The organism is Ruegeria sp. AN11, from assembly GCF_056536005.1.
This window is the reverse complement of the sequence record NZ_JBQFJD010000001.1, coordinates 1372918-1392702: the sequence shown is the minus strand read 5'-3', so window position 1 is coordinate 1392702 and position 19785 is coordinate 1372918. Positions and strand designations below refer to the sequence as shown.

Genomic DNA, 19785 nt, shown 5'->3' with positions numbered 1-19785 from the left:
GCTTCTCCTGCCCACACCAGAACGGGGTTAGGGGCAAAAGGCAACTTCTTCTGTTTGAAAATACCCTGTAGAGCGAGGCAATGCCGCGCAAGAAAAAGGCGCCCGAAAGGGCGCCCCTCAAAAAGCTATATCTGGTCCGGCTCAGCCAGCTTTGGCTAGGTTCCGCAACACATAGTGCAGCACGCCGCCGTTCTCGATGTATTCGATCTCGGGCGCGGTATCGATGCGGCACTTGAGGGTGATGGTCTTCTCGGATCCGTCACCATAGACGATGGTACAGGGAACCTCTTGCAGCGGCTGGATGGTATCCAGACCGTGGATCGAAACCGTTTCATCCCCCTTAAGACCCAGCGATCTACGAGTATCGCCACCGGTAAACTCGAACGGGATAACGCCCATGCCAACCAGGTTCGAACGGTGAATACGCTCGAAGCTTTCAGCGATCACGGCCTTGACGCCCAGTAGGGCCGTGCCTTTAGCCGCCCAGTCACGCGAAGACCCCGCGCCGTACTGCTCGCCGCCAAAGACGACAAGCGGAACGCCCTGTTCCTGATAAGCCATCGACGCCTCGTAGACCGAGGTCTGTTCGCCATCGGGGCCTTTGGTATAGCCGCCTTCGACGCCGTCCAGCATTTCGTTTTTGACGCGGATGTTGGCAAAAGTGCCGCGCATCATGACCTCGTGGTTGCCGCGGCGCGACCCGTACGAGTTGAACTCGCGCGGCTGAACCTGACGGTCCGTCAGATACTTGCCGGCCGGAGTTGTCGTCGCAAAGGAACCTGCAGGCGAGATGTGGTCGGTGGTGATCATGTCACCCAGGATCAGTAGAACCTTGGCGCCATCGATATTCGAGATCGTGCCAGGCTCGGACCCCATGCCCTGGAAGTAGGGCGGGTTCTGAATGTAGGTCGAGGTCGGGGGCCAGTCATAGGTCTCCGCATCGGTGGTCTCGACCGACTGCCACTTCTCGTCGCCCTTGAAGACGTCGGCGTATTTCGACTGGAACGCCTCGCGGGTCACGGTCTGTTCGACCAGTTCCGCAACTTCCTGCTGGGTCGGCCAGATGTCTTTCATGAAGACGTCATTGCCGTCCTTGTCCTGACCAATCGGCTCGGACGTCAGGTCGATATCCATCGTGCCGGCCAGTGCGTAAACGACAACCAGCGGCGGTGAGGCCAGATAGTTGGCACGTACGTCAGGCGAGATACGGCCTTCGAAGTTGCGGTTGCCCGACAGGACCGACGTGGCAACCAAATCGCCCTCGGCAATCGCATCGGACAGCTCTTTCTGTATGGGACCCGAGTTGCCGATACAGGTAGTACAGCCGTAACCGACAAGGTTGAAGCCGATCTGGTCCAGATCTTCCTGCAAGCCGGCGGCTTCAAGATAGGCCGACACAACCTGCGAACCCGGTGCCAGCGAGGTTTTGACCCACGGCTTGCGGTCCAGACCCAGCGCAGCCGCCTTGCGCGCCACCAGACCCGCGCCAATCATCACGTATGGGTTCGAGGTGTTGGTGCACGAGGTGATCGAGGCGATTACGACCTTGCCCGATTCCATGGTGTAGTCTTCGCCTTTGACGGCGACTTCCTTGCCCATTGGACGCTTGAACGTCTCGGCCATTTCCTTGGTGAAAGCGGCCTTGGCGTTGGTCAGTGCGACATAGTCCTGCGGGCGTTTCGGGCCCGAGATCGCGGGAACGATGGTGCCCATGTCCAGCGACAGGGTGTCGGTGTAGATCGGCGCATAGTTCTCATCGCGCCAGAAACCGTTTTCTTTGGCGTAGGCTTCGACCAATGCGATGCGATCTTCGTCACGGCCGGTGTTGCGCAGGTAGCGCAGCGTTTCACCGTCAATCGGGAAGAAACCACAGGTCGCGCCGTATTCCGGCGCCATGTTGGCGATGGTCGCACGGTCGGCCAGCGGCAGACGGTCCAGACCCTCGCCGTAGAACTCGACGAATTTGCCCACGACGCCTTTTTCACGCAGCATTTCCACGACCTTCAGAACAAGGTCGGTCCCGGTGGTGCCTTCGACCAGATCGCCGGTCAGTTCAAAGCCGATGACTTCGGGGATCAGCATCGAGATCGGCTGACCCAGCATCGCGGCCTCGGCCTCGATCCCGCCGACGCCCCAACCCAGAACGGCCATGCCGTTGACCATTGTGGTGTGGCTGTCAGTTCCGACAAGCGTGTCGGGGTAGGCGACTTCATCCCCATTCTGGTCGGTGTCGGTCCAGACGGTCTGCGCCAGATACTCCAGGTTCACCTGGTGGCAGATACCGGTTCCGGGGGGCACAACGCGGAAGTTGTTGAAGGCCGACTGTCCCCACTTCAAGAACTGGTAACGCTCCATGTTCCGCTCATATTCGCGGTCGACATTCATCTGGAACGCGCGCGGATTGCCGAATTCGTCAATCATCACCGAGTGGTCGATGACCAGATCAACCGGGTTCAGCGGATTGATCTTCTGAGCATCGCCGCCCAGACCCTTGATTCCGTCGCGCATCGCGGCAAGGTCGACTACGGCAGGAACGCCGGTGAAGTCCTGCATCAGGACGCGCGCCGGACGATAGGCGATCTCGCGCGGGTTCTTGCCGCCCTTGGCGCCCCATTCGGCAAAAGCCTTGATGTCGTCGACCGAGACCGAAAAGCCGTCATCTTCGAACCGCAACATGTTTTCCAGCACGACTTTCAGCGCGGCGGGAAGCTTGGAAAAATCGCCCAGACCGGCCTCTTGCGCGGCGGGGATCGAGTAATAGGAAATGGACTTGCCATTCACGCTCAGGCTGCGGCGTGTTTTGGCGGTATCCTGTCCGACTTTGATGGGCATCTAATGGCCTCCCTCTCAAAATGACGTGGATTGTGGGATTCGCTGAGGGGTATCTGCATCACGTTTATCCTTGGTTCAAGGTCCAACACGACAAGTGCGGCAATTTTTGTATACCATTGCACACATTTTTTACATTTTGGGTGTCACAGGTCTCAAGAAACCTTGATTGGCGGTTGATCTTTGAACGGTCTAAACCTGTCTGGCAACCGACCAAACCGAGGCCGCCATGTTCAGAATGACTATCTTTTCAACGCTTACGTCATTGCTACTGGCGGCACCGGTTCTGGCTGAAAACGATCCCGTCGTTGTAGAACTTTTCACCTCTCAAGGCTGTTCATCCTGCCCGCCTGCGGATCGAATCCTGCATGATCTGGTCAAGCGCGACGACGTCATCGGGCTGGCGCTACACGTCGACTACTGGGACTACATCGGCTGGAAGGACGAATTCGCCGATCCCGATCATACCACGCGCCAACGTGCCTATGCCCGTCAGGGCGGGCGGTCGATGATCTATACACCGCAGATGGTGATAAACGGCCAACAGGACATTGTTGGCGCGCAATTGCGGGAACTTAACCGTTTGATTGATGCGCATCTCAAAGCCGCCCCTAAGGCTTCGGTCAATACCAGCCGGTCTGGAAACGACGTCGTTGTGGATGTGACACCCGTCGATTTACCGGTGGGCGAAACGTATGACGTGCGTGTCGTTCAGTATTCTCCGATGCGACACGCTTCAATCCGCAGGGGCGAGTTGGCGGGACACGAACTGGACTACGCCAATGTTGTCGAATCCTGGCAGAGCGCCGGGCAGTGGGACGGGGTCGCGCCACAGCGGTTTTCGACGGTGTTGACCTCGGATCTTCCTGCGGTTGTGCTGGTGCAGAAAACGGGGCACGGGCCCATCGTTGCTGCAGCTAAGGCAGAATGAATTAGGGCATATCTTCCGGCTGAACCCCCAACCCGTTCCATGTTTTCCAGCGGCGGTGAATCCAGAACCACTGACCCATGTGTTTGCGAACCACGGCTTCCAGATCATCATTGGTGAACTGGGTCATGGTTTTGGCGTCAGTATGCGGAACAGGATCATGCAGAATGATCTCGAAATCGATCCCGTTCGGCTGGCGCACTGCATAGCACGGGATCAGCACGGCGCCATATTTGATCGCCAGTTCCGCATTCAAAACCGAGGTGACGGCCGGTTTGCCGAAAAAAGTCAGTTCTTCTCCGCCATGGGCGTGCAGGTCGGACACGATGGCGATGATCCCGCCTTTTTTGAGCGAACGAACCATTTCGACCATGCCCCGACGACCCTGTTCGAACATGGGCTCACCGGTTTTGTAGAAAGCTTCAACGTATATGTCATTGAAATACGGGTTGGCCATTCGGCGATACAGGCACCCGATGGGTTTGCCGCTGCGGTTCTGCAGCGCAATCCGGGCCGCGAGGTAGTGTCCGAAATGCGCGGTAATCATCATGACCGGTTTGCCTTCGGCCACGGCGGCATCAAAAGCAGCGATGCCGGTACCCGAAATTTTGGCATCCTTCTGCCGCTCGGAAAAGCCTTCGGGTGAAAAATGCTCCATGATCGCCCGGCCCGCATTGTCGGGAACGGCGCTGCAAATGCGGCGAACCTCGGCATCGGGCAGATCGGGGCATGTGAGTTTGAGATTGCGGCGCACGCGGTTTGTGAAGCCAACAATCGGCGACAGGCCGCGCACAATGGCACCCATTGCCGCAATGCGCCGCTCGTACGGCAATAGCCGCATCGTACCGATTACAGCTTTGAGGAAAAGGCTGGTGATGTAGTATTTACCAAGCTCAAAGCGGCTCAGTTCCGACTTTTCGACGGGCATGTAGGTGTCTCACCGGATATTCGATTTGCGGGCTCAGACATACAGGTCAGAAACCGCAACCACAAGCGTTCAGCAATTCCAGAAGGATCACCATTGCGTTCCGGCGTGTAGCATTATTGTCCATCGCCTTCTTCTTCGATCAAGGTGATGGCTCCTTCATCCACCAGTGCGCGAATGACACCGACAATCTGCGCCATCGCGTCGTCCGCATCCTTTTGCCTGACCTTGCCCCGTTCACCCATTTCCTCGCGCAGATTTTCCGCCATGCGCGTAGAAATGTTGGAAAGCAGGAATTCGACCGAAGCCCTGTCTTCATCCGCGATTGCGCCCGCCAAAGCGGTCACTAGCACGGGTTGATCGATACCGCGCAGTGATGCGGGTTGATATGTGAGCAAAGGTAAAGATGGACTGGCGTACCACACTGGCAAAGTCGGAATCCTCTTCATCCAGCGCGGTCAGCAACCCGTCCCGGGTTGTTGCGGCTGACTGGTTCAGGATTGCACCGACGCGGGCGCCGGGGTGGTCCGCAAAGGCCGGTGCAGGGCGCTGATCCAGTTGGGCGGCCAGCGACCATCCAATCCGCTCAACCGCTTCGGGCGTGATGTTGGCCGTTTTGGATACGGCATAGGTTATGCGGCGGGCCACGGGGCCTGGAAGGTGACCAAGCAGTTCTGCGGCCTTGGGCTTATCAAGCTTGGACAACATCACGGCGGCAATTTCGGTGCTTTCCGCCTGTGCCATACTGGCCAGATCTTCGATAGGTATTTCACGAAGGCGCAGCCACGGGTCGCCGATCTGACGCGCGCCGGCAACCTTTCGCAATCGCGCTGCCGTTGCCGGTGTAATTTTGCCGTTGACGGCATCCAGAGCGCCTGCCAGCCCGTGCGGGAAGGCCAAGCCGACGCCTTCAAGCGCGCGCGTGAATTCCCGAGCGACCGCATCAAGCGTGACGCGGTCCACCAGACCCATCTGTCCCAGCTGATGGGTCAGTTTCTCCTGCAAGGCGTCCGGGAGTTCTTCTAAGGGAATGTCGGCGCCCTCGTTCAGAAGAAGCCGAACGATAACGGCGGCTTTTTGCCGGTTGCTGAGCTGTCGGGGCACAACACGCGCCGCGTCTTCTTCTTCCCCTTCGATCACCGGCGTCGAAGCAGCCGGAGATATATGTACCAGAGCTTTGGCGTCTTGCATCTGCCCGCGGTCCCAAATTGCGATTTCACGAGCAGATTACGAAGCAACAGGTAAATTTACCCTGAACCTCAGTAGCTGTAGGTCAGCCCGGTGCGGATTGCATCGCGCAGAGAGGTCTCGGCCCATGTGCCTTCGCCGCCCCGTGCCTTGATCTCGCGCCACTGTGCTATGGCTAGATCGGTTTTCCCTTCTGCAACAAAACCCTGCGCCATATAGCTACGGGCAAGGATGTTGTCCGGGTTGGCGGAGATAGCGTTTTGATAAAAAACGTTGGCCAGTTCCAGTTCGCCCATCTTGCGATAGGTAAAGCCCCAATAGGTCATGACGCGGTCGTCATTCTGATCCATCACGCGCAATATCGCCTGGGCGTTTTCATACTGGCCATCGTAAGCCAGTTCCCGAACTGCATCATAAAGCTGATCTTCGGTGAAATTGGTTTTGTTCGGTTTGACACAGCGACCGGCCGTCTCGTCATACACGCGCCCGAACAGGCATTTCTTCGTCGTGTTCGTCGGCTTTGGGGGGCTGCTGTCGCCACCACCTGCTGCAAACGCGGCGGGAGCGAGCACAAAAGCCTGAAGGGCAAGTGCTGAAGCTAGTACGAGGCGCATATTCCTACTCCGTTTTCAAAGGAACTTGTCAAAAGCATAGCGTGATCTTCAGAAAAGCTAACAATTGACTGATCGCTTTTATTCACAAGCAGGAAAGATTTTTCAGCTATTGACGATTTTGGTGCAGCTTTGTGTCTCGGTGTCCCAGATTGTGCCGGGTGCGCAGGACTGGGTCTGATTGGTATGATTGCTGCAGGCGAGTGCGACCGATGCAACGCAGGAAAATGTCAACGCGCAGAGAATGGTTCGAAACATTGGACTCTCCCATCCGGAAAATGCACCTGCAGGATAACCCAATTCCGTCAATCTGGCAAAAAACAAGACCCGGATCGGGGAAGCGACCCGGGTCCTGAAAGAAATCAAACGTCTGCGCTATTCACCAAAGACGCGGGCGAAAATCGTGTCCACGTGTTTGGTGTGATAGCCAAGGTCGAATTTCTCTTCGATTTCCTCGACGCTCAATGCGGCGGTGACGTCGGGGTCTGCCAGCAGCTCTTCTTTGAAATCGGTGCGGTGTTCCCAGACTTTCAGTGCGTTGCGCTGAACCATGGCATAGGCGTCCTCGCGGCTGACGCCAGCTTGTGTCAGCGCCAGCAGCACCCGCTGGCTCATCACAAGGCCGGGGAACTTGTTCATGTTTTCGATCATGTTCTCGGGGAAGATCAGCATCTTGTCGATCACGCCTGTCAGTCGTGCCAGCGCAAAGTCCAGCGTGATTGTCGCATCCGGTCCGATCATGCGTTCGACCGAAGAATGCGAGATATCCCGCTCGTGCCAGAGCGCCACGTTTTCCATAGCCGGGATCACGGCCGCGCGCACCATGCGCGCCAGCCCGGTCAGGTTCTCGGTCAGGACCGGGTTCTTCTTGTGCGGCATGGCCGAGGAGCCTTTTTGACCCATCGAGAAGAACTCAGCCCCCTCCAACACCTCGGTCCGCTGCATGTGGCGGATTTCGATGGCGATATTTTCGATGCTGCTGGCGATGACGCCCAGGGTGGCAAAGAACGCCGCGTGACGGTCGCGGGGGATGACTTGGGTGCTGATTGGCTCGGGGACCAGACCCAGTTGATCGCAGACATGCTCCTCGACGCGCGGGTCGATATTGGCGAAGGTGCCGACCGCGCCGCTGATCGCGCCCGTGGCAATCTCGGCGCGCGCATCGCGCATCCGGGACAGGTTGCGGTCCATCTCGGCGTAGAAACGCGCGAATGTCAGGCCCATGGTTGTCGGCTCGGCGTGGATGCCGTGGCTGCGACCGATGCGGACAGTGTCCCTGTGTTCGATTGCGCGACGTTTTAGGGCGGCCAGCAGACCTTCGAGGTCGGCGACCAGAATATCTGCGGCGCGAGTCAGTTGCACGTTGAAACACGTGTCCAGCACGTCCGAGCTGGTCATGCCCTGATGGACAAAGCGGGCCTCATCGCTGCCGACATGTTCTGCCAGATGGGTCAGAAAGGCGATGACGTCATGTTTTGTGACGGCTTCGATCTCGTCGATGCGGGCCACGTCGAATTCCACGTCCTTGGCTTTCCAGACGGCTTCGGCGTTTTCGCGCGGGACCACCCCCAGATCGGCCATGGCGTCACAGGCATGCGCCTCAATCTCGTACCAGATGCGGAACTTGGTCTCGGGCGACCAGATGGCAACCATGTCAGGGCGGGAATAACGGGGAATCATTGGCGGCTGCACCTTTTTGTGTTTGGGATGAGGCGTTGCGCGGGGTTTAGCCGTGCATGCATTAGGGAACAAGGTGCGAGTGCCGAGATGAGACGGTTTGCCCTGATTTTGATGCTGTGGCCCGGATTTCTGGCCGCAGAGGAGTTCCGCCAGTTGTCGGGCAACGAGATACTTGTCGCCTTGACCGGCAAGAAGCTCGATTATGGAGAAGGAGCCTGGCAGAGTTTCGACGCCAATATGCTGACCCAGTATTTTTCGGGCAGGCCCAGTTCGGGCCGCTGGAATGTGCGTGACGACAGGTACTGTTCGCTTTGGCCGCCTTCGGATTTGTGGGCGTGTTACGACGTTCAGGTAAGCGGGCAGAGGGTGCGTTTTGTCGATGACAATGGCGGCGTGACGGATGGGACTTACGTTGATTGAAGATATGGGTTGGTCAAGTAACTGAGCGCTGCATATTGAAGACCGTTGCCGCCCGGTTTCCCGAACCATGCGCGCCCTGATGCTGGACAAGTACCGTTTTGGTGGGCCAAGCTGCGTGAAGTGAAACCAACAGGTTATTGAGATATGCGTATTATTTTGAATTCCGCACTGGCTACCTGTGCGGGGATGTGGTTGGCATGCATCCCACCCGCATCGGCGGACACACCGGTCACCTATACCGACGACGGGCGCGCGCTGTTCCGATTTGACGTTCCCGATTTCTGGACACTTCGCACTGGCGGAATTCGGGAAATCGAAGATACGCAACTTGGCGATCCGCGTGCTGTGGCCCGGGTCATGGGGATGCGTCCAGTCACTGACGATAATGTCTGGATGGGTTTTGTGTCGCCGAACGGTGTCAAAAGCATCGCTGACGGGCTGCGTTATCTGGAAGATATCGACAAGTTTCTGGTCAAGGAGCCGACGGTCACAAGTACCAGTGACAGGCGCATCGGCGGTTTGCCCGCACGTGTGATCCGCGGGACAGGCAACAGGGATGGCAGGGGGGTGAACTTTACCGCCACTGTGATCGATCTGCCGCGTGACCGGGTTGCGATCGTCGTCGCAATCCTGCGCAACGGAGCGGATCCGGCCTACGCCGATACACTGAATGCCGTTTTCGCGTCATTCCAGCCTGCGCGGTAAGGAGGTTCAGATGACAAGAAGATTTATCAAACCCTCGGTTCTGGCGCTGGGGCTTGGGGCATCCAGCCTTCTGCTGACGGCATGCGACGGTGTCTCGGTTGGTGTCGGGGTCGGATATGGATATGACCCGTTTTACGACTCGATGCTGTGGAACGACTACTACCACGACGTGGATGTCGATATTGACGTGAACAGGCCAGTCAGACCTGATCGACCGAACCGACCCGGCGGGCAACCGCCGACACGTCCAAGGCCACCCGTGGCGAAGCCGCCGGTGACCCGGCCTCCGGCCGCCCGGCCGCCGATTCACCGGCCGGCTCCCCGCCGACGGTAATCAACGGGGCGTTCAGGTCGGAAGCAATTCGGTTGTTATGTGGACGGACGCTTCCAAAGTTCTGTGCACGGGGCATTTGTCGGCGATTTCCATAAGCCGGGTGCGTTGGTCCTGCGTCAGCGGGCCTTCCAGCCGGATTTTTCTGCGGAACAGGTCAACCTTGCCTTCCGTGACAAGCCCGGCATCCTGCGCATGAACCTTGTCGTGGCAGACATCGACGCTGACATGGGTCAGCGGCCAGTTCTTGCGCCGCGCATACATGCGGATCGTCATGGACGTGCACGCACCCAGGCCGGATGAGACGAAACCATAGGGCGACATGCCCCGATCCGTACCCCCGTACGAGGCTGGCTCATCCGCGACCGCGTGGTGACGAGGGCCAGCCTGAATATCCTGCAAGAAGCCGGATGGGTCGGCCTCGATCACCCGCACCACACCTTCCGGCGCGCCGGGCGGCGGTGCGGGCGGACACAAGGGTACGTAACGTCCAACCCAGGCCGAGATTACATCGGCGGCGTATTCGGCATCGGAGGCCCGCGTAATTAGGTGATCGGCATCATCGAGGGTGACAAAGCTTTTGGGATGTTTGGCGGCCTGGAAAATCGCACCGGCATTGTCGATGCTCACCGTTTCGTCACGTGGGGCATGCAGGATCAGAAGTGCAGCCTTCAAATCACCGATGGCCGGGGTCAAAGCCGATTCAGATATGTCATCCACAAAGGCTTTTCCGATCCGAAACGGCCGCCCGCCCAGCAGGACCTCGGCCGAACCGTCCTGTTCGATTTCCGGCAACGCGGCTTCGAAATGGTGGGACACGTGCCCGGGATCGGCCGGTGCGCCAAGAGTGACAACAGCCTTGACCGAGGGAATGCCCGCACGTGCCCGCAGAACAGCGGCCCCGCCCAGCGAATGCCCGATCAGCAGGGCAGGAGCCATGTCACGCCCTTCCAGATAAGTCGCCGCCGCGATCAGATCTTCAACATTTGACGAAAAAGTCGTGTTTGCAAACTCGCCTCCAGAATGTCCCAGACCCGTAAAATCAAAACGCAGCACGGCAATGCCCATGACCGCCAGGCGCGCAGAAATGCGCCGCGCGGCAGGGATGTCTTTGGAACAGGTAAAGCAGTGCGCAAAAAGGGCTGTTGCCAAAACCGGCCCGTCGGGCAGGTCAAGGCGGGCTGCCAGTTGGCTGCCATCGTGCCCGGAAAATGTAATGCGTTCGGTTGGCATAAGGAACTCCTTGGTCGTTGGCTTCACAGTGGGCACAGCGACGCCTTATCTCAACCCGCCTGACATGTGCCTCACGCGGAGGTGACAGGAATTCCCTAGTTCTTCTTATGCCAAAAGCATCCGTGAAGGCACGAGAGGGAGAACCTCTCGCAGAATGCCAGGTGACGCGATCTGGTTGGAAGGTGACCTAAGCCAAACCCATCAGGGCTGGATCAAAGGGATATTTCGTCAGGTTCTCATATCCGTCCTCGGTGATCAGAACCTGATCCTCAAGCTTGATCGAAAAGTCGCCGCCGACTTCTCCGACCGCTGCCTCGACACACAGAACCATGCCCGGTTCAAGCGGGTAGTCGTAGGCACCCGCAACCGCCTGATCCGGATAGGCAACCAGAGGCCATTCATCGCACAGGCCCACGCCATGCATCAGGCAGCCGTATTTCTGGGCCTGGAACTTGTCGTCCAGCCTATGAGCATTGGCCGTCAATTCGGGGATCGTGACGCCGGGCTTCAGCATTTCCATGTTGGTCATGATATGCTCATGCGCGTGCTGCATGGCATAGATCATGTCGGCGCGCGGCTTTTCGTCGCCGATCCACCAGGTACGGGAAATGTCGATGCAGATCCCGTAGGAACCGATCAGGTCCGTGTCAAAGGCAATAATTTCGTTCTTTCGGGTAATTCGGGGGCCACATTCCTGAAACCAGGGGTTTGTTCGCTGGCCCGAGGCAAGCAGGCGCGTTTCAATCCATTCGCCGCCGCGCCGGATGTTTTCGGCGTGCAAGACAGCCCAGACATCATCTTCCGAGGTCTTGCCGTCACCAACATTGGCGCGGGCGAACTTTTCCATCTCGCCAACAGCGGTTTCACAGGCGTGATTGGCGCAGCGCATGGCGAGGATTTCGTCGGGACCTTTGATAGCGCGGGTCTTTTCGGTGACCTCTTCGCCTTCCATGATCTCAAATCCCTGCGCCTCAAGTGCGCGCAGCCCGTGCAGCATGATCTTGTCCACTGCCAGTCGTTTGTTGCCGCCGCTGTGTTCGTCGATCAGAAGGCGCACCTCGTTTGAGAAAACATCGGCGGCCACGTCCACCTTGTCACCGCGGTCGAAATAAAACAGATCAGCGCCCGAACGCTGTTCACGCACCAGTGGATTGAACTTGGACAGAAAGGGAGAATTCTTGTAGTCCCAGATCACCATATAGCCGTCGGCGCATAAGAGAACCGCGCGAAAGGGGTTATGTGTATTCCACAGCTGCATGTTGGTGCTATCGGTGGCGTATCGGATGTTCAGCGGATCGAACATCAGCAACCCGCCGTATCCGCGATCAACGATAGATTGGGTCAGCCGTTTCCACCGATATTCCCGCATCCGGGCCAGATCGGGAAGAACCAGACCCGCTTGTTCCCATTCTGCAAACGCCAATTGGGTCGGGCCGATTTCTATGCGGTCGTTTTCGTTTGGCGTACCGTCACCCAGCGTTGCCCCCTTGGTCGGGTCGATCTTGCGGGTGTCCCGGTAATGCTGATTCATGGCTTCGCTCCCTTTTGGCCCGGCAAAGATGGTCGTACCGTCCCATGCCGTCTTAGTAGTTTGCGACCCATGTTCAGTCGCTTTTGGACCGACAATAGCAAAATACGGTGATAGCCCTAGGCCATGACTAAAATACTGCAACAAGACATTCCCTATAACCCGCTGGCTGCGAAACCGCTGCCGGGGATTCAACCCGCACGCCCTGAAGACTGGTTGACCCGCGACGAAGCGTTTGCAGCCCAGATGCGCAGGCGCGAGGATTTGTTGGCAGAGCGACGCGATGATGTTCTGGCACTGGATCCCGGTGCGGAACCGGCTGCGCAAGAATTGCTGGATATGGTGTTGCGGCAGGTTTATTCCGCAGCCTCCGATCATGTGATCCGGTCTGACGGGGCGGAAGTGCTGATTGACCGCGCAAGGCCCCTGGATACTCTGTGTCGGCTTGTTCAGGAAGATTTTTGCATTCTGCAGAAACAGGGCGGCGAACATGTTCTGACCGGTGCGATCCTGTGTTTCCCGGCCAGTTGGCGACTGTCCGAGAAATTCATGCGTCCGCTGATCGATATTCATCATACCGTCAACAGTTATGATGAAAACGTCGCCAGGCGGGTTCAGCGTCTGTTTGACGGGATTCAGCCGGATCGGCCACTCTGGCGCTTTAACGCGCTGTGGTACGATGACGCCGAGCTGTTTCAGCCCCGCAGTACCAGCGAGCCGCGGAAAATCCGGGATCCGGGAAACACGCCTTTTCTGCGCAGCGAGCGTCAGACCATTCTAAGACTGCCCCAAACGCGCACCGTTGTTTTCTCGATCCACACTTATGTTCTGGCGGCTGACAGGGTGCTGGAAATGGAAAACCCCGCCTGATGGCGGGGCCTCCTAGGAGGGTCTTCTAGAAAAGCTTTATAGACCTAGGGCACCGGCAACACCTGCAAATGCGCCACTGGAATTAAGGGTCACGATCGCGACCGTAAAAGCCAGAACCTGAGTATTGAGTCGGAAATCCTCGCCCCGGATCAGGTTCACGGCCGCCAGAGAAAGTGCGATCGGTGCCGACATGCTGGCCACGGCCCCGGTCAGGCCCCAACTTGTCAGACGCAGGATGTCGCTGGGCTTTTCATCCTCGTCGGTGGTCGGTTCAATCGGTGCGTGGGCCTGTTGATCCGTCTGATCTGTTCTGAACGCGATGCTCAGCAATTGATCGTCCGACAACTGGATCGGCCTTGCGTTCGGTTTCGGTATCGCGGCTTCCGGCTGGTAATGATCTGCGGTATTCGAGGTGCTGACGCCTGCAAACGGGCCGGTTACGGACTGAAATATCTGTTTTCTGTCCCTGAGTTTGCTTGGCATTAGCGTATCAAACGCGCTCATGAACTGTTCGATGGTCAGTACCGCGTTGGGCGAAAGCCACTCCACGCGCTGGGTCGAGCAGATGTCGACCATGCGATACAGGATCACAACCAGCATAAGCTCGGAAATTTCGCTGTCATCCAACAAAGCTGACACCGGTGAGACCGAAATGACCAGACGGTTCTTCGGTCGTGTCACCGGCGGTCTGGGTATCGTTTTTAGGCCAGCAGTGCGGTCCAGCCGGTCGAAACGGTCGTCGACCCCGTTCAATTCCGTATCCAGTGTCAGACGAACCAGATACTGGCTTGAGACGATGCTGGCCTCGGTGCCGCTGAGCAGCGACTTTCGCTCGATCAGATGACCATAGTCTTCTAGCGTTGCCGCGACGATATTGCCAAAGCGTTCAATCGCGCCCTTGGTCTCACCGTCAAATTGCAGACCGCCATGATAGCTGTGCTTCCGACTCACCGCGCATTCCTTTGTCGCTTTCTGTCTGAGACCGCAGACTAGCGGGTGATCTGGGGGAGAATTTGACGAAAATGCAAAAAAAATCAATTTTCGAGGGATTGATTACGCTTTGGAAACCAAGAGACTAGGGGGAAATTCAGGCATCTGTGGCGACAATGTGGCCAAAGTTGGGATCGCCTGTGTTGGAACCTTGTTTCGCCTATTGGTCGATTCGCTGCCCCATGATTGCTATGGATTGCTGATAGACCGAGGCGGAATTCCACTGCTGGATAACCGCAAAATTGGGCTGTCCTTTCTGATAGCCCCGGCCGGGTTTCCACCCTTTCTTGCGAAGAAAATTCGCGGTCGAAGCCAGGGCGTCGGTCATGTTGTAAAAGTCTACCCGACCGTCACCCGTCGCATCGACACCATAGGTCAGGGCATTCCCCGGCAGGAACTGTGTGTGGCCCAGCTCGCCATGTTTTGCCCCTTTTGTCGCCATCGTGACGCTGCCCTGATCCACCAGTTTCAATGCCCCGATTGCGTGCGGAATGAAGAATTCGGAACGGCGACAATCATAGGCCAGTGTCGTTATTGCGGAAACAACCTGGCTGTCGCCCATGAAGTTTCCAAACCCTGTTTCCATGCCGTGAATGGCGATCAGAACACCGGCAGGTACGCCGTATTGCCGTTCAAGCGCGGCGTAAAACTGCGGGTTGCGGGCCTTTCGCTTGCGTCCCTGCGCGACAATCGTGTCGGCGCCGCGCACCTGCATGAACTTGTCCAGCGAGTATTTGAAACTTTTCTGGTTACGATCAGCTGAAATTGTCCGCGTGGCGTATTGGGTCTGGGCCAGTGCCTGCAGCCCTTTCTTCTTTACTCCCGCGCGCCGCGCCTGTTTGGCGAAATCGGCCTTCCATACCTCAAACCCGCTGCCGGTGTTGCCGCAAGGCGCGGAGAATGCCAGGGACGGTAGGGACAAGGCACAGAATATCGCCGTTGCAAGTCGAAGCATGAAACCTATCCAATAACTTGAAACTCTGGGGCAGGGTACGCGCCATGCGGGAAATGGCAAACGAATTCCCGGGACAGGTCAGTAAAGGTCCAGTTCTCCGGCCTCTTTGAGGCTTTCAAACCACTGTTCCGGCGTGGCGTCGATTCTGGCGTGTTTGACCATCATCGCGTTCATATTGGGTAGATGAGATGAATCCGGCCATTCTTCGGGTTGCCAAAGGTGAGAGCGGACGATGCACTTTGGGCAATGGGCAAAAATCGTCTGGATATGGATCAGTAGTGCCAGCTTTGGTGCTTTGCCGTTCATGGTCATACCGCTCAGCAAATCCGGATCGGCGCAAAGCCGGGCCGTGCCGCGCAATCGCAATGTTTCCATTTTGCCGGGGACCAGAAAGATCACACTCACGCGTGGGTCCTGCAAGATGTTATGAAACGTATCCACCCGCTTGTTGCCGGGGCGATCCGGGATAGCGATCAGAGTGTCAGACAGGATTTCGACAAACCCCGCGGGATCGCCGCGGGGCGAGATATCAAGGTGACCGTCGGGATTGGCCGACGCGATCAGGCAAAACGGTGAGGTGCCGATGAAATCGCGGCACATCTGATCCAATGCCGGTATTTCCTTGGCAACAATCTGCGGCAGGGGCGCACCGGTAATCTGTTCCAGTTCGTCCGCAGACGTAATGAAATGCGAATAAGGTGAAAAAGGCGCGTCACTGGCGGGCATGAGATTTCTCCGCTGGGATCTGTGGCCCGAGTGTGAAAGATCACTCGCAATCCGTCAAATCCAGTGCGGCGACAAGAAAAGGGGCGCCCGATGGACGCCCCCTTTGCGAGAATTTTCGTCGAAAGTTCCTGATCAGCAGCTGTAGTACATGCCGTATTCAACCGGATGCGGCGTGTGCTCGTAGGTTTCGACCTCTTCCATCTTCAGCGCGATGTAGCCGTCGATTTGGTCTTTGGTGAACACGTCGCCCTGCAGCAGGAAGTCATGATCGGATGCCAGAGATTCCAGAGCTTCGCGCAGCGAGCCGCAAACGGTCGGGATGTCGGCCAGTTCTTCGGCAGGCAGATCGTACAGGTTCTTGTCCATGGCTTCGCCCGGATCGATCTTGTTCTTGATGCCGTCCAGACCGGCCATGAGCAGCGCGGCAAACGCCAGGTAGGGGTTTGCAGCCGGATCGGGGAAGCGGGCCTCGACGCGCTTGGCTTTCGGGCTTTCGGTCCATGGAATACGGATGCAACCCGAACGGTTGCGTGCCGAATAGGCGCGCAGAACAGGTGCCTCAAAGCCCGGGATCAGACGCTTGTAGCTGTTGGTCGACGGGTTGGTGAAAGCATTCAGGGTCTTGGCGTGTTTCAGAATACCGCCGATGTACCACAGGGCTTCGTCTGACAAGTCGGCGTATTTGTCGCCTGCGAACAGCGGCTTGCCTTCTTTCCAGATCGACATGTTCACGTGCATGCCGGTGCCGTTGTCGCCATAGATGGGCTTGGGCATGAAAGTTGCCGACTTGCCATAGGCATGTGCCACGTTGTGAATGACGTACTTGTACTTCTGCAGCTCGTCCGCCTGTTTGGTCAGGCTGTTGAAGATCAGACCCAGTTCGTGCTGGCACGAGGCAACTTCGTGATGGTGCTTGTCGACCTTCATGCCCAGACGCTTCATGGTCGACAGCATTTCCGAACGCAGGTCCTGCGCCTCGTCGATCGGGTTCACCGGGAAGTAACCGCCCTTGACGCCCGGACGGTGGCCCATGTTGCCCATTTCGTATTCGGTATCAGTGTTCCAGGCCGCGTCGGTTGCATCAACTTCGAACGATACCTTATTCATTGTATTGGAATAACGGACATCATCGAACAGGAAGAATTCGGCTTCGGGGCCCATATAGGCCACGTCACCAACGCCGCTGGCTTTCAGATAGGCTTCGGCCTTCTGTGCGGTGCCGCGCGGGTCGCGGCCATAAGCTTCGCCGGTGTCAGGTTCAACGATCGAGCAGTGCAGGCACAGCGTTTTTTCGGCGTAGAACGGATCGATATAGGCCGATTCAGTGTCGGCGATCAGTTTCATGTCCGAGTTTTCGATCGACTTCCAGCCAGCAATCGAGGAGCCGTCGAACATAAAGCCTTCTTCCAGGAAGTCTTCATCGACCAGATCCACATCGACGGTCACGTGCTGCAACTTGCCCCGCACGTCGGTGAAGCGGATGTCGACGTAGGCGACGTCTTCTTCGCGGAGAGTTTTGAGAACTGCTTCTGCGCTCATTCCCTTGGTCCTTCTGATAGATATGTCAGGATATTCGGTTGATTTACAGGGCGTCCGAGCCGGTCTCGCCGGTACGGATGCGGATGGCTTGTTCGACGGGTGAGACAAAGATCTTGCCGTCGCCGATCTTGTCGGTTTTGGCGGCATCCACGATGGCTTCGATGGCCGCGTCGACCTGATCGTCGTCCAACACCACCTCGACTTTTACCTTCGGCAGGAAGTCGACCACATACTCCGCGCCGCGGTAGAGTTCGGTATGGCCCTTCTGACGGCCGAACCCTTTAACCTCGATGACACTGAGGCCCTGGACGCCAACGTCCTGCAGCGCCTCTTTCACTTCGTCCAGTTTGAACGGTTTGATGATCGCTTCGATCTTCTTCATCCCGGCCTCCTAATCTGCTTGTCAGGTTGGCAGTGATCACGTCTAAGATCGCTGGGCAATCTGATTGCGAAACGGACCGGTTGCTTGTGCGTAGAATTTCAGCGAGCGGTTAAATTTTAATCGAGTTGCACAAAATGTAATCGAAATTGAATCGCGCGGGAGATGAGATGACGGATTTGCTGACGGCGGCGCAGATGCGGGCGATTGAACTGGCTGCGATTGAATCGGGCAAGGTTACCGGTCTGGAACTCATGGAACGCGCCGGGCAGGGCGTTGTTGAGGCGATTTTTGAGGAATGGCCCGAGCTGGCAAAAACGTCCGGTCGCGCATTGGTGCTGTGCGGGCCGGGAAACAATGGTGGTGACGGGTTTGTCGTTGCCCGGTTGTTGAATGAGTGGGGCTGGGAGGTTGAGGTGTTTCTGTACGGCGACGCCGCAAAACTCCCGCCTGACGCACGAAGAAACTTTGAGCGGTGCCAAGGCAAGTCCGACGTCAGTGTCCGAAAGATCGATACGCTTGCAGATGACAATCTCAATTTCCCTTCAGACCTAGACCTGGTAATTGATGGATTGTTCGGAACCGGGCTGACGCGACCGTTTCTGGGCGGCTTCTCCTTGTTGGCAAATGAGCGGGTAAGGGACCTGTCGTCAGGACGCGGCTTGCGGGTGGTTGCAATCGATATTCCCAGCGGCTTGTGCGCCGACAGTGGGCGCGTGCTGGGAAATGTGATCCAAGCGGATCTCACCGTAACTTTTCACGACATGAAGGTTGGTCACATGATCGGCGAAGGCCCCGCCAATTGCGGTGTGGTTCGGACAAAGTCGATCGGCCTTGAGCGAAAAAAAGACAATCGAATTGTTAAGCTGGTTTCGGAAAAGAGTTTTCGGGTCTCGAAGGAACCGAAGGATCACAAATACTCTTATGGCCATGCCCTGATCCTGTCCGGCGGACCGGGCAAAACCGGCGCCGCGCGGTTGGCCGCGCGGGGCGCGTTGCGGATTGGGGCAGGGCTGGTGACAATTGGTGTGCCCCCGGCCGCGCAGTTGGAAGTTGCCGCACAGGTCACCGCTGTCATGTTGCAACTGGCTGAAGGGGCCGACGAGCTTTCTCGGGTGCTGAAGGACGGGCGACTGAATGCATTGTGCCTTGGACCGGGAATGGGGCTGGATCGCGCTCGTGACTTGGTGCCGGCGGCACTGTCGGCAGGGCGCTCAACCGTTCTGGATGCAGATGCGTTGACGGCGTTTGCAGAGGACCCCAAGGCATTGTTCGATCATCTACATGAGAACTGCGTGCTGACACCACACGGGGGCGAGTTTGCCCGGCTGTTTCCGGATATTGCACAGAAGTTGGAAGAAGTTCCCGACAAAGGCCCGGCATACTCCAAGGTGGACGCAACCCGTGCCGCTGCCGAGCGCGCAGGATGCGTGGTTCTGTTCAAGGGGCCGGATACTGTGATTGCGGCGCCGGACGGGCGGTGTTCCATAAGCTCGGCGTTTTATGACCGATCGGCGCCATGGCTGGCCACGGCAGGGGCCGGAGATGTTCTTGCAGGCTTCATCACCGGATTGATGGCGCGAGGGCTTGGGCCGATGCAGGCCGCCGAAGCTGCTGCGTGGTTGCATGTGAAATGTGCGCGGCAATTTGGCCCCGGACTGATTGCCGAGGACCTGCCCGAGCAGTTGCCAAATGTTTTGAAATAGTTGAATGTTTGATTGTCCGCGCGGTGGGTCGCCGAAAAGCTGGCTGATCGGCGTAATTTTGCCAGCGGCGTTGACGAAAATGCACAGCAAGTGTTTGCCAGTTGCATGGCTGATTGGCAGAATTTTCTTGCAGACTACCTTTGACTGCTGAAAGTCAGATTTAAGCGGTTGAAATTATTGAGTATAAATCTCTGCCTTGGGCTCTCGATGTGGCTAATATGCAATGCTTCTACTGTCTGAAA

At 57.4% G+C, this 19785-nt stretch carries 18 protein-coding genes and 1 pseudogene; 6 read left to right on the top strand and 13 right to left on the bottom strand.

The features are described from left to right. Positions 1–141: 141 nt before the first annotated feature. Positions 142–2832 carry an aconitate hydratase AcnA gene (acnA, locus tag ACR3EQ_RS06860; RefSeq protein ID WP_480490166.1) on the bottom strand — a complete coding sequence of 897 codons (2691 nt, stop codon included), beginning with the start codon at positions 2830–2832 and terminating at the stop codon, positions 142–144. 226 nt (positions 2833–3058) lie between these two features. Between acnA and ACR3EQ_RS06855 the strand changes: the two genes are divergently transcribed. Continuing rightward, complete coding sequence (locus ACR3EQ_RS06855) at positions 3059–3760, top strand: DUF1223 domain-containing protein (protein WP_170610207.1); 702 nt, start codon at positions 3059–3061, stop codon at positions 3758–3760. Position 3761: 1 nt separating this feature from the next. Here ACR3EQ_RS06855 and ACR3EQ_RS06850 read toward each other — a convergent pair whose 3' ends face one another. The 5 genes and pseudogenes from ACR3EQ_RS06850 to purB form a co-directional block, all read right to left on the bottom strand. Next, positions 3762–4685 carry a lysophospholipid acyltransferase family protein gene (locus ACR3EQ_RS06850; protein WP_170610208.1) on the bottom strand — a complete coding sequence of 308 codons (924 nt, stop codon included), beginning with the start codon at positions 4683–4685 and terminating at the stop codon, positions 3762–3764. 113 nt (positions 4686–4798) lie between these two features. Beyond that, positions 4799–5873: pseudogene (locus ACR3EQ_RS06845) on the bottom strand (flagellar motor switch protein FliG). A gap of 68 nt (positions 5874–5941) precedes the next feature. After that, the gene (locus ACR3EQ_RS06840) at positions 5942–6484 is read right to left on the bottom strand and encodes a hypothetical protein (protein WP_170610210.1); all 543 of its coding nucleotides are present in this window, start codon (positions 6482–6484) and stop codon (positions 5942–5944) included. A gap of 102 nt (positions 6485–6586) precedes the next feature. Next, positions 6587–6739, bottom strand: coding sequence for a chitin-binding domain-containing protein (locus ACR3EQ_RS06835; RefSeq protein ID WP_170610212.1), 153 nt, complete (start codon positions 6737–6739; stop codon positions 6587–6589). A gap of 117 nt (positions 6740–6856) precedes the next feature. Continuing rightward, a complete protein-coding gene (gene purB / locus ACR3EQ_RS06830; RefSeq protein ID WP_480490164.1) occupies positions 6857–8161 on the bottom strand; it encodes an adenylosuccinate lyase in 1305 nt (434 codons plus the stop codon). A gap of 87 nt (positions 8162–8248) precedes the next feature. On the opposite strand from purB, the gene ACR3EQ_RS06825 reads away from it, so the two are divergent. The 3 genes from ACR3EQ_RS06825 (at position 8249) to ACR3EQ_RS06815 (ending at position 9620) form a co-directional block, all read left to right on the top strand. Continuing rightward, complete coding sequence (locus ACR3EQ_RS06825; RefSeq protein ID WP_170610215.1) at positions 8249–8581, top strand: hypothetical protein; 333 nt, start codon at positions 8249–8251, stop codon at positions 8579–8581. A 144-nt stretch (positions 8582–8725) separates the two neighbouring features. Then, positions 8726–9286: a hypothetical protein gene (locus ACR3EQ_RS06820; RefSeq protein WP_170610217.1), complete on the top strand. Its 561-nt coding sequence runs from the start codon at positions 8726–8728 to the stop codon at positions 9284–9286. 10 nt (positions 9287–9296) lie between these two features. Beyond that, complete coding sequence (locus ACR3EQ_RS06815; protein ID WP_170610219.1) at positions 9297–9620, top strand: hypothetical protein; 324 nt, start codon at positions 9297–9299, stop codon at positions 9618–9620. A 12-nt stretch (positions 9621–9632) separates the two neighbouring features. Here the strand turns inward: ACR3EQ_RS06815 and ACR3EQ_RS06810 are convergent, their stop codons facing one another. Next, entirely contained in the window at positions 9633–10850 is a 1218-nt protein-coding gene (locus tag ACR3EQ_RS06810; RefSeq protein ID WP_170610221.1) for a bifunctional alpha/beta hydrolase/OsmC family protein, read from the bottom strand. Positions 10851–11037: 187 nt separating this feature from the next. After that, complete coding sequence (gene dddP, locus ACR3EQ_RS06805; RefSeq protein WP_170610223.1) at positions 11038–12381, bottom strand: dimethylsulfonioproprionate lyase DddP; 1344 nt, start codon at positions 12379–12381, stop codon at positions 11038–11040. Positions 12382–12504: 123 nt separating this feature from the next. Here dddP and ACR3EQ_RS06800 point away from each other — a divergent pair, with 123 nt between their 5' ends. Further along, positions 12505–13248 (top strand): heme-dependent oxidative N-demethylase family protein, encoded by a 744-nt coding sequence (locus ACR3EQ_RS06800; protein ID WP_170610225.1) that lies wholly within the window; start codon positions 12505–12507, stop codon positions 13246–13248. Between the two features lie 36 nt (positions 13249–13284). Here the strand turns inward: ACR3EQ_RS06800 and ACR3EQ_RS06795 are convergent, their stop codons facing one another. The 5 genes from ACR3EQ_RS06795 to ACR3EQ_RS06775 form a co-directional block, all read right to left on the bottom strand. Beyond that, entirely contained in the window at positions 13285–14199 is a 915-nt protein-coding gene (locus tag ACR3EQ_RS06795) for a hypothetical protein (RefSeq protein ID WP_480490162.1), read from the bottom strand. A 199-nt stretch (positions 14200–14398) separates the two neighbouring features. Further along, positions 14399–15193 (bottom strand): lytic murein transglycosylase, encoded by a 795-nt coding sequence (locus ACR3EQ_RS06790; protein WP_170610229.1) that lies wholly within the window; start codon positions 15191–15193, stop codon positions 14399–14401. 78 nt (positions 15194–15271) lie between these two features. Beyond that, positions 15272–15919 carry an MSMEG_1061 family FMN-dependent PPOX-type flavoprotein gene (locus tag ACR3EQ_RS06785; RefSeq protein ID WP_170610231.1) on the bottom strand — a complete coding sequence of 216 codons (648 nt, stop codon included), beginning with the start codon at positions 15917–15919 and terminating at the stop codon, positions 15272–15274. Between the two features lie 132 nt (positions 15920–16051). Next, positions 16052–17458 carry a type I glutamate--ammonia ligase gene (gene glnA / locus ACR3EQ_RS06780; RefSeq protein ID WP_170610233.1) on the bottom strand — a complete coding sequence of 469 codons (1407 nt, stop codon included), beginning with the start codon at positions 17456–17458 and terminating at the stop codon, positions 16052–16054. Positions 17459–17501: 43 nt separating this feature from the next. After that, complete coding sequence (locus ACR3EQ_RS06775; protein WP_108800222.1) at positions 17502–17840, bottom strand: P-II family nitrogen regulator; 339 nt, start codon at positions 17838–17840, stop codon at positions 17502–17504. A 167-nt stretch (positions 17841–18007) separates the two neighbouring features. On the opposite strand from ACR3EQ_RS06775, the gene ACR3EQ_RS06770 reads away from it, so the two are divergent. Beyond that, positions 18008–19543: an NAD(P)H-hydrate dehydratase gene (locus ACR3EQ_RS06770; RefSeq protein ID WP_480490160.1), complete on the top strand. Its 1536-nt coding sequence runs from the start codon at positions 18008–18010 to the stop codon at positions 19541–19543. The last annotated feature ends 242 nt before the right edge of the window (positions 19544–19785 follow it).

Bases quoted from the DNA above. Each gene is read 5' to 3' on its own strand.
- acnA (WP_480490166.1), bottom strand. From the start codon at position 2,832: ATGCCCATCAAAGTCGGACAGGATACCGCCAAAACACGCCGCAGCCTG.
- ACR3EQ_RS06855 (WP_170610207.1), top strand. From the start codon at position 3,059: ATGTTCAGAATGACTATCTTTTCAACGCTTACGTCATTGCTACTGGCG.
- ACR3EQ_RS06850 (WP_170610208.1), bottom strand. From the start codon at position 4,685: ATGCCCGTCGAAAAGTCGGAACTGAGCCGCTTTGAGCTTGGTAAATAC.
- ACR3EQ_RS06840 (WP_170610210.1), bottom strand. From the start codon at position 6,484: ATGCGCCTCGTACTAGCTTCAGCACTTGCCCTTCAGGCTTTTGTGCTC.
- ACR3EQ_RS06835 (WP_170610212.1), bottom strand. From the start codon at position 6,739: ATGTTTCGAACCATTCTCTGCGCGTTGACATTTTCCTGCGTTGCATCG.
- purB (WP_480490164.1), bottom strand. From the start codon at position 8,161: ATGATTCCCCGTTATTCCCGCCCTGACATGGTTGCCATCTGGTCGCCC.
- ACR3EQ_RS06825 (WP_170610215.1), top strand. From the start codon at position 8,249: ATGAGACGGTTTGCCCTGATTTTGATGCTGTGGCCCGGATTTCTGGCC.
- ACR3EQ_RS06820 (WP_170610217.1), top strand. From the start codon at position 8,726: ATGCGTATTATTTTGAATTCCGCACTGGCTACCTGTGCGGGGATGTGG.
- ACR3EQ_RS06815 (WP_170610219.1), top strand. From the start codon at position 9,297: ATGACAAGAAGATTTATCAAACCCTCGGTTCTGGCGCTGGGGCTTGGG.
- ACR3EQ_RS06810 (WP_170610221.1), bottom strand. From the start codon at position 10,850: ATGCCAACCGAACGCATTACATTTTCCGGGCACGATGGCAGCCAACTG.
- dddP (WP_170610223.1), bottom strand. From the start codon at position 12,381: ATGAATCAGCATTACCGGGACACCCGCAAGATCGACCCGACCAAGGGG.
- ACR3EQ_RS06800 (WP_170610225.1), top strand. From the start codon at position 12,505: ATGACTAAAATACTGCAACAAGACATTCCCTATAACCCGCTGGCTGCG.
- ACR3EQ_RS06790 (WP_170610229.1), bottom strand. From the start codon at position 15,193: ATGCTTCGACTTGCAACGGCGATATTCTGTGCCTTGTCCCTACCGTCC.
- ACR3EQ_RS06785 (WP_170610231.1), bottom strand. From the start codon at position 15,919: ATGCCCGCCAGTGACGCGCCTTTTTCACCTTATTCGCATTTCATTACG.
- glnA (WP_170610233.1), bottom strand. From the start codon at position 17,458: ATGAGCGCAGAAGCAGTTCTCAAAACTCTCCGCGAAGAAGACGTCGCC.
- ACR3EQ_RS06775 (WP_108800222.1), bottom strand. From the start codon at position 17,840: ATGAAGAAGATCGAAGCGATCATCAAACCGTTCAAACTGGACGAAGTG.
- ACR3EQ_RS06770 (WP_480490160.1), top strand. From the start codon at position 18,008: ATGACGGATTTGCTGACGGCGGCGCAGATGCGGGCGATTGAACTGGCT.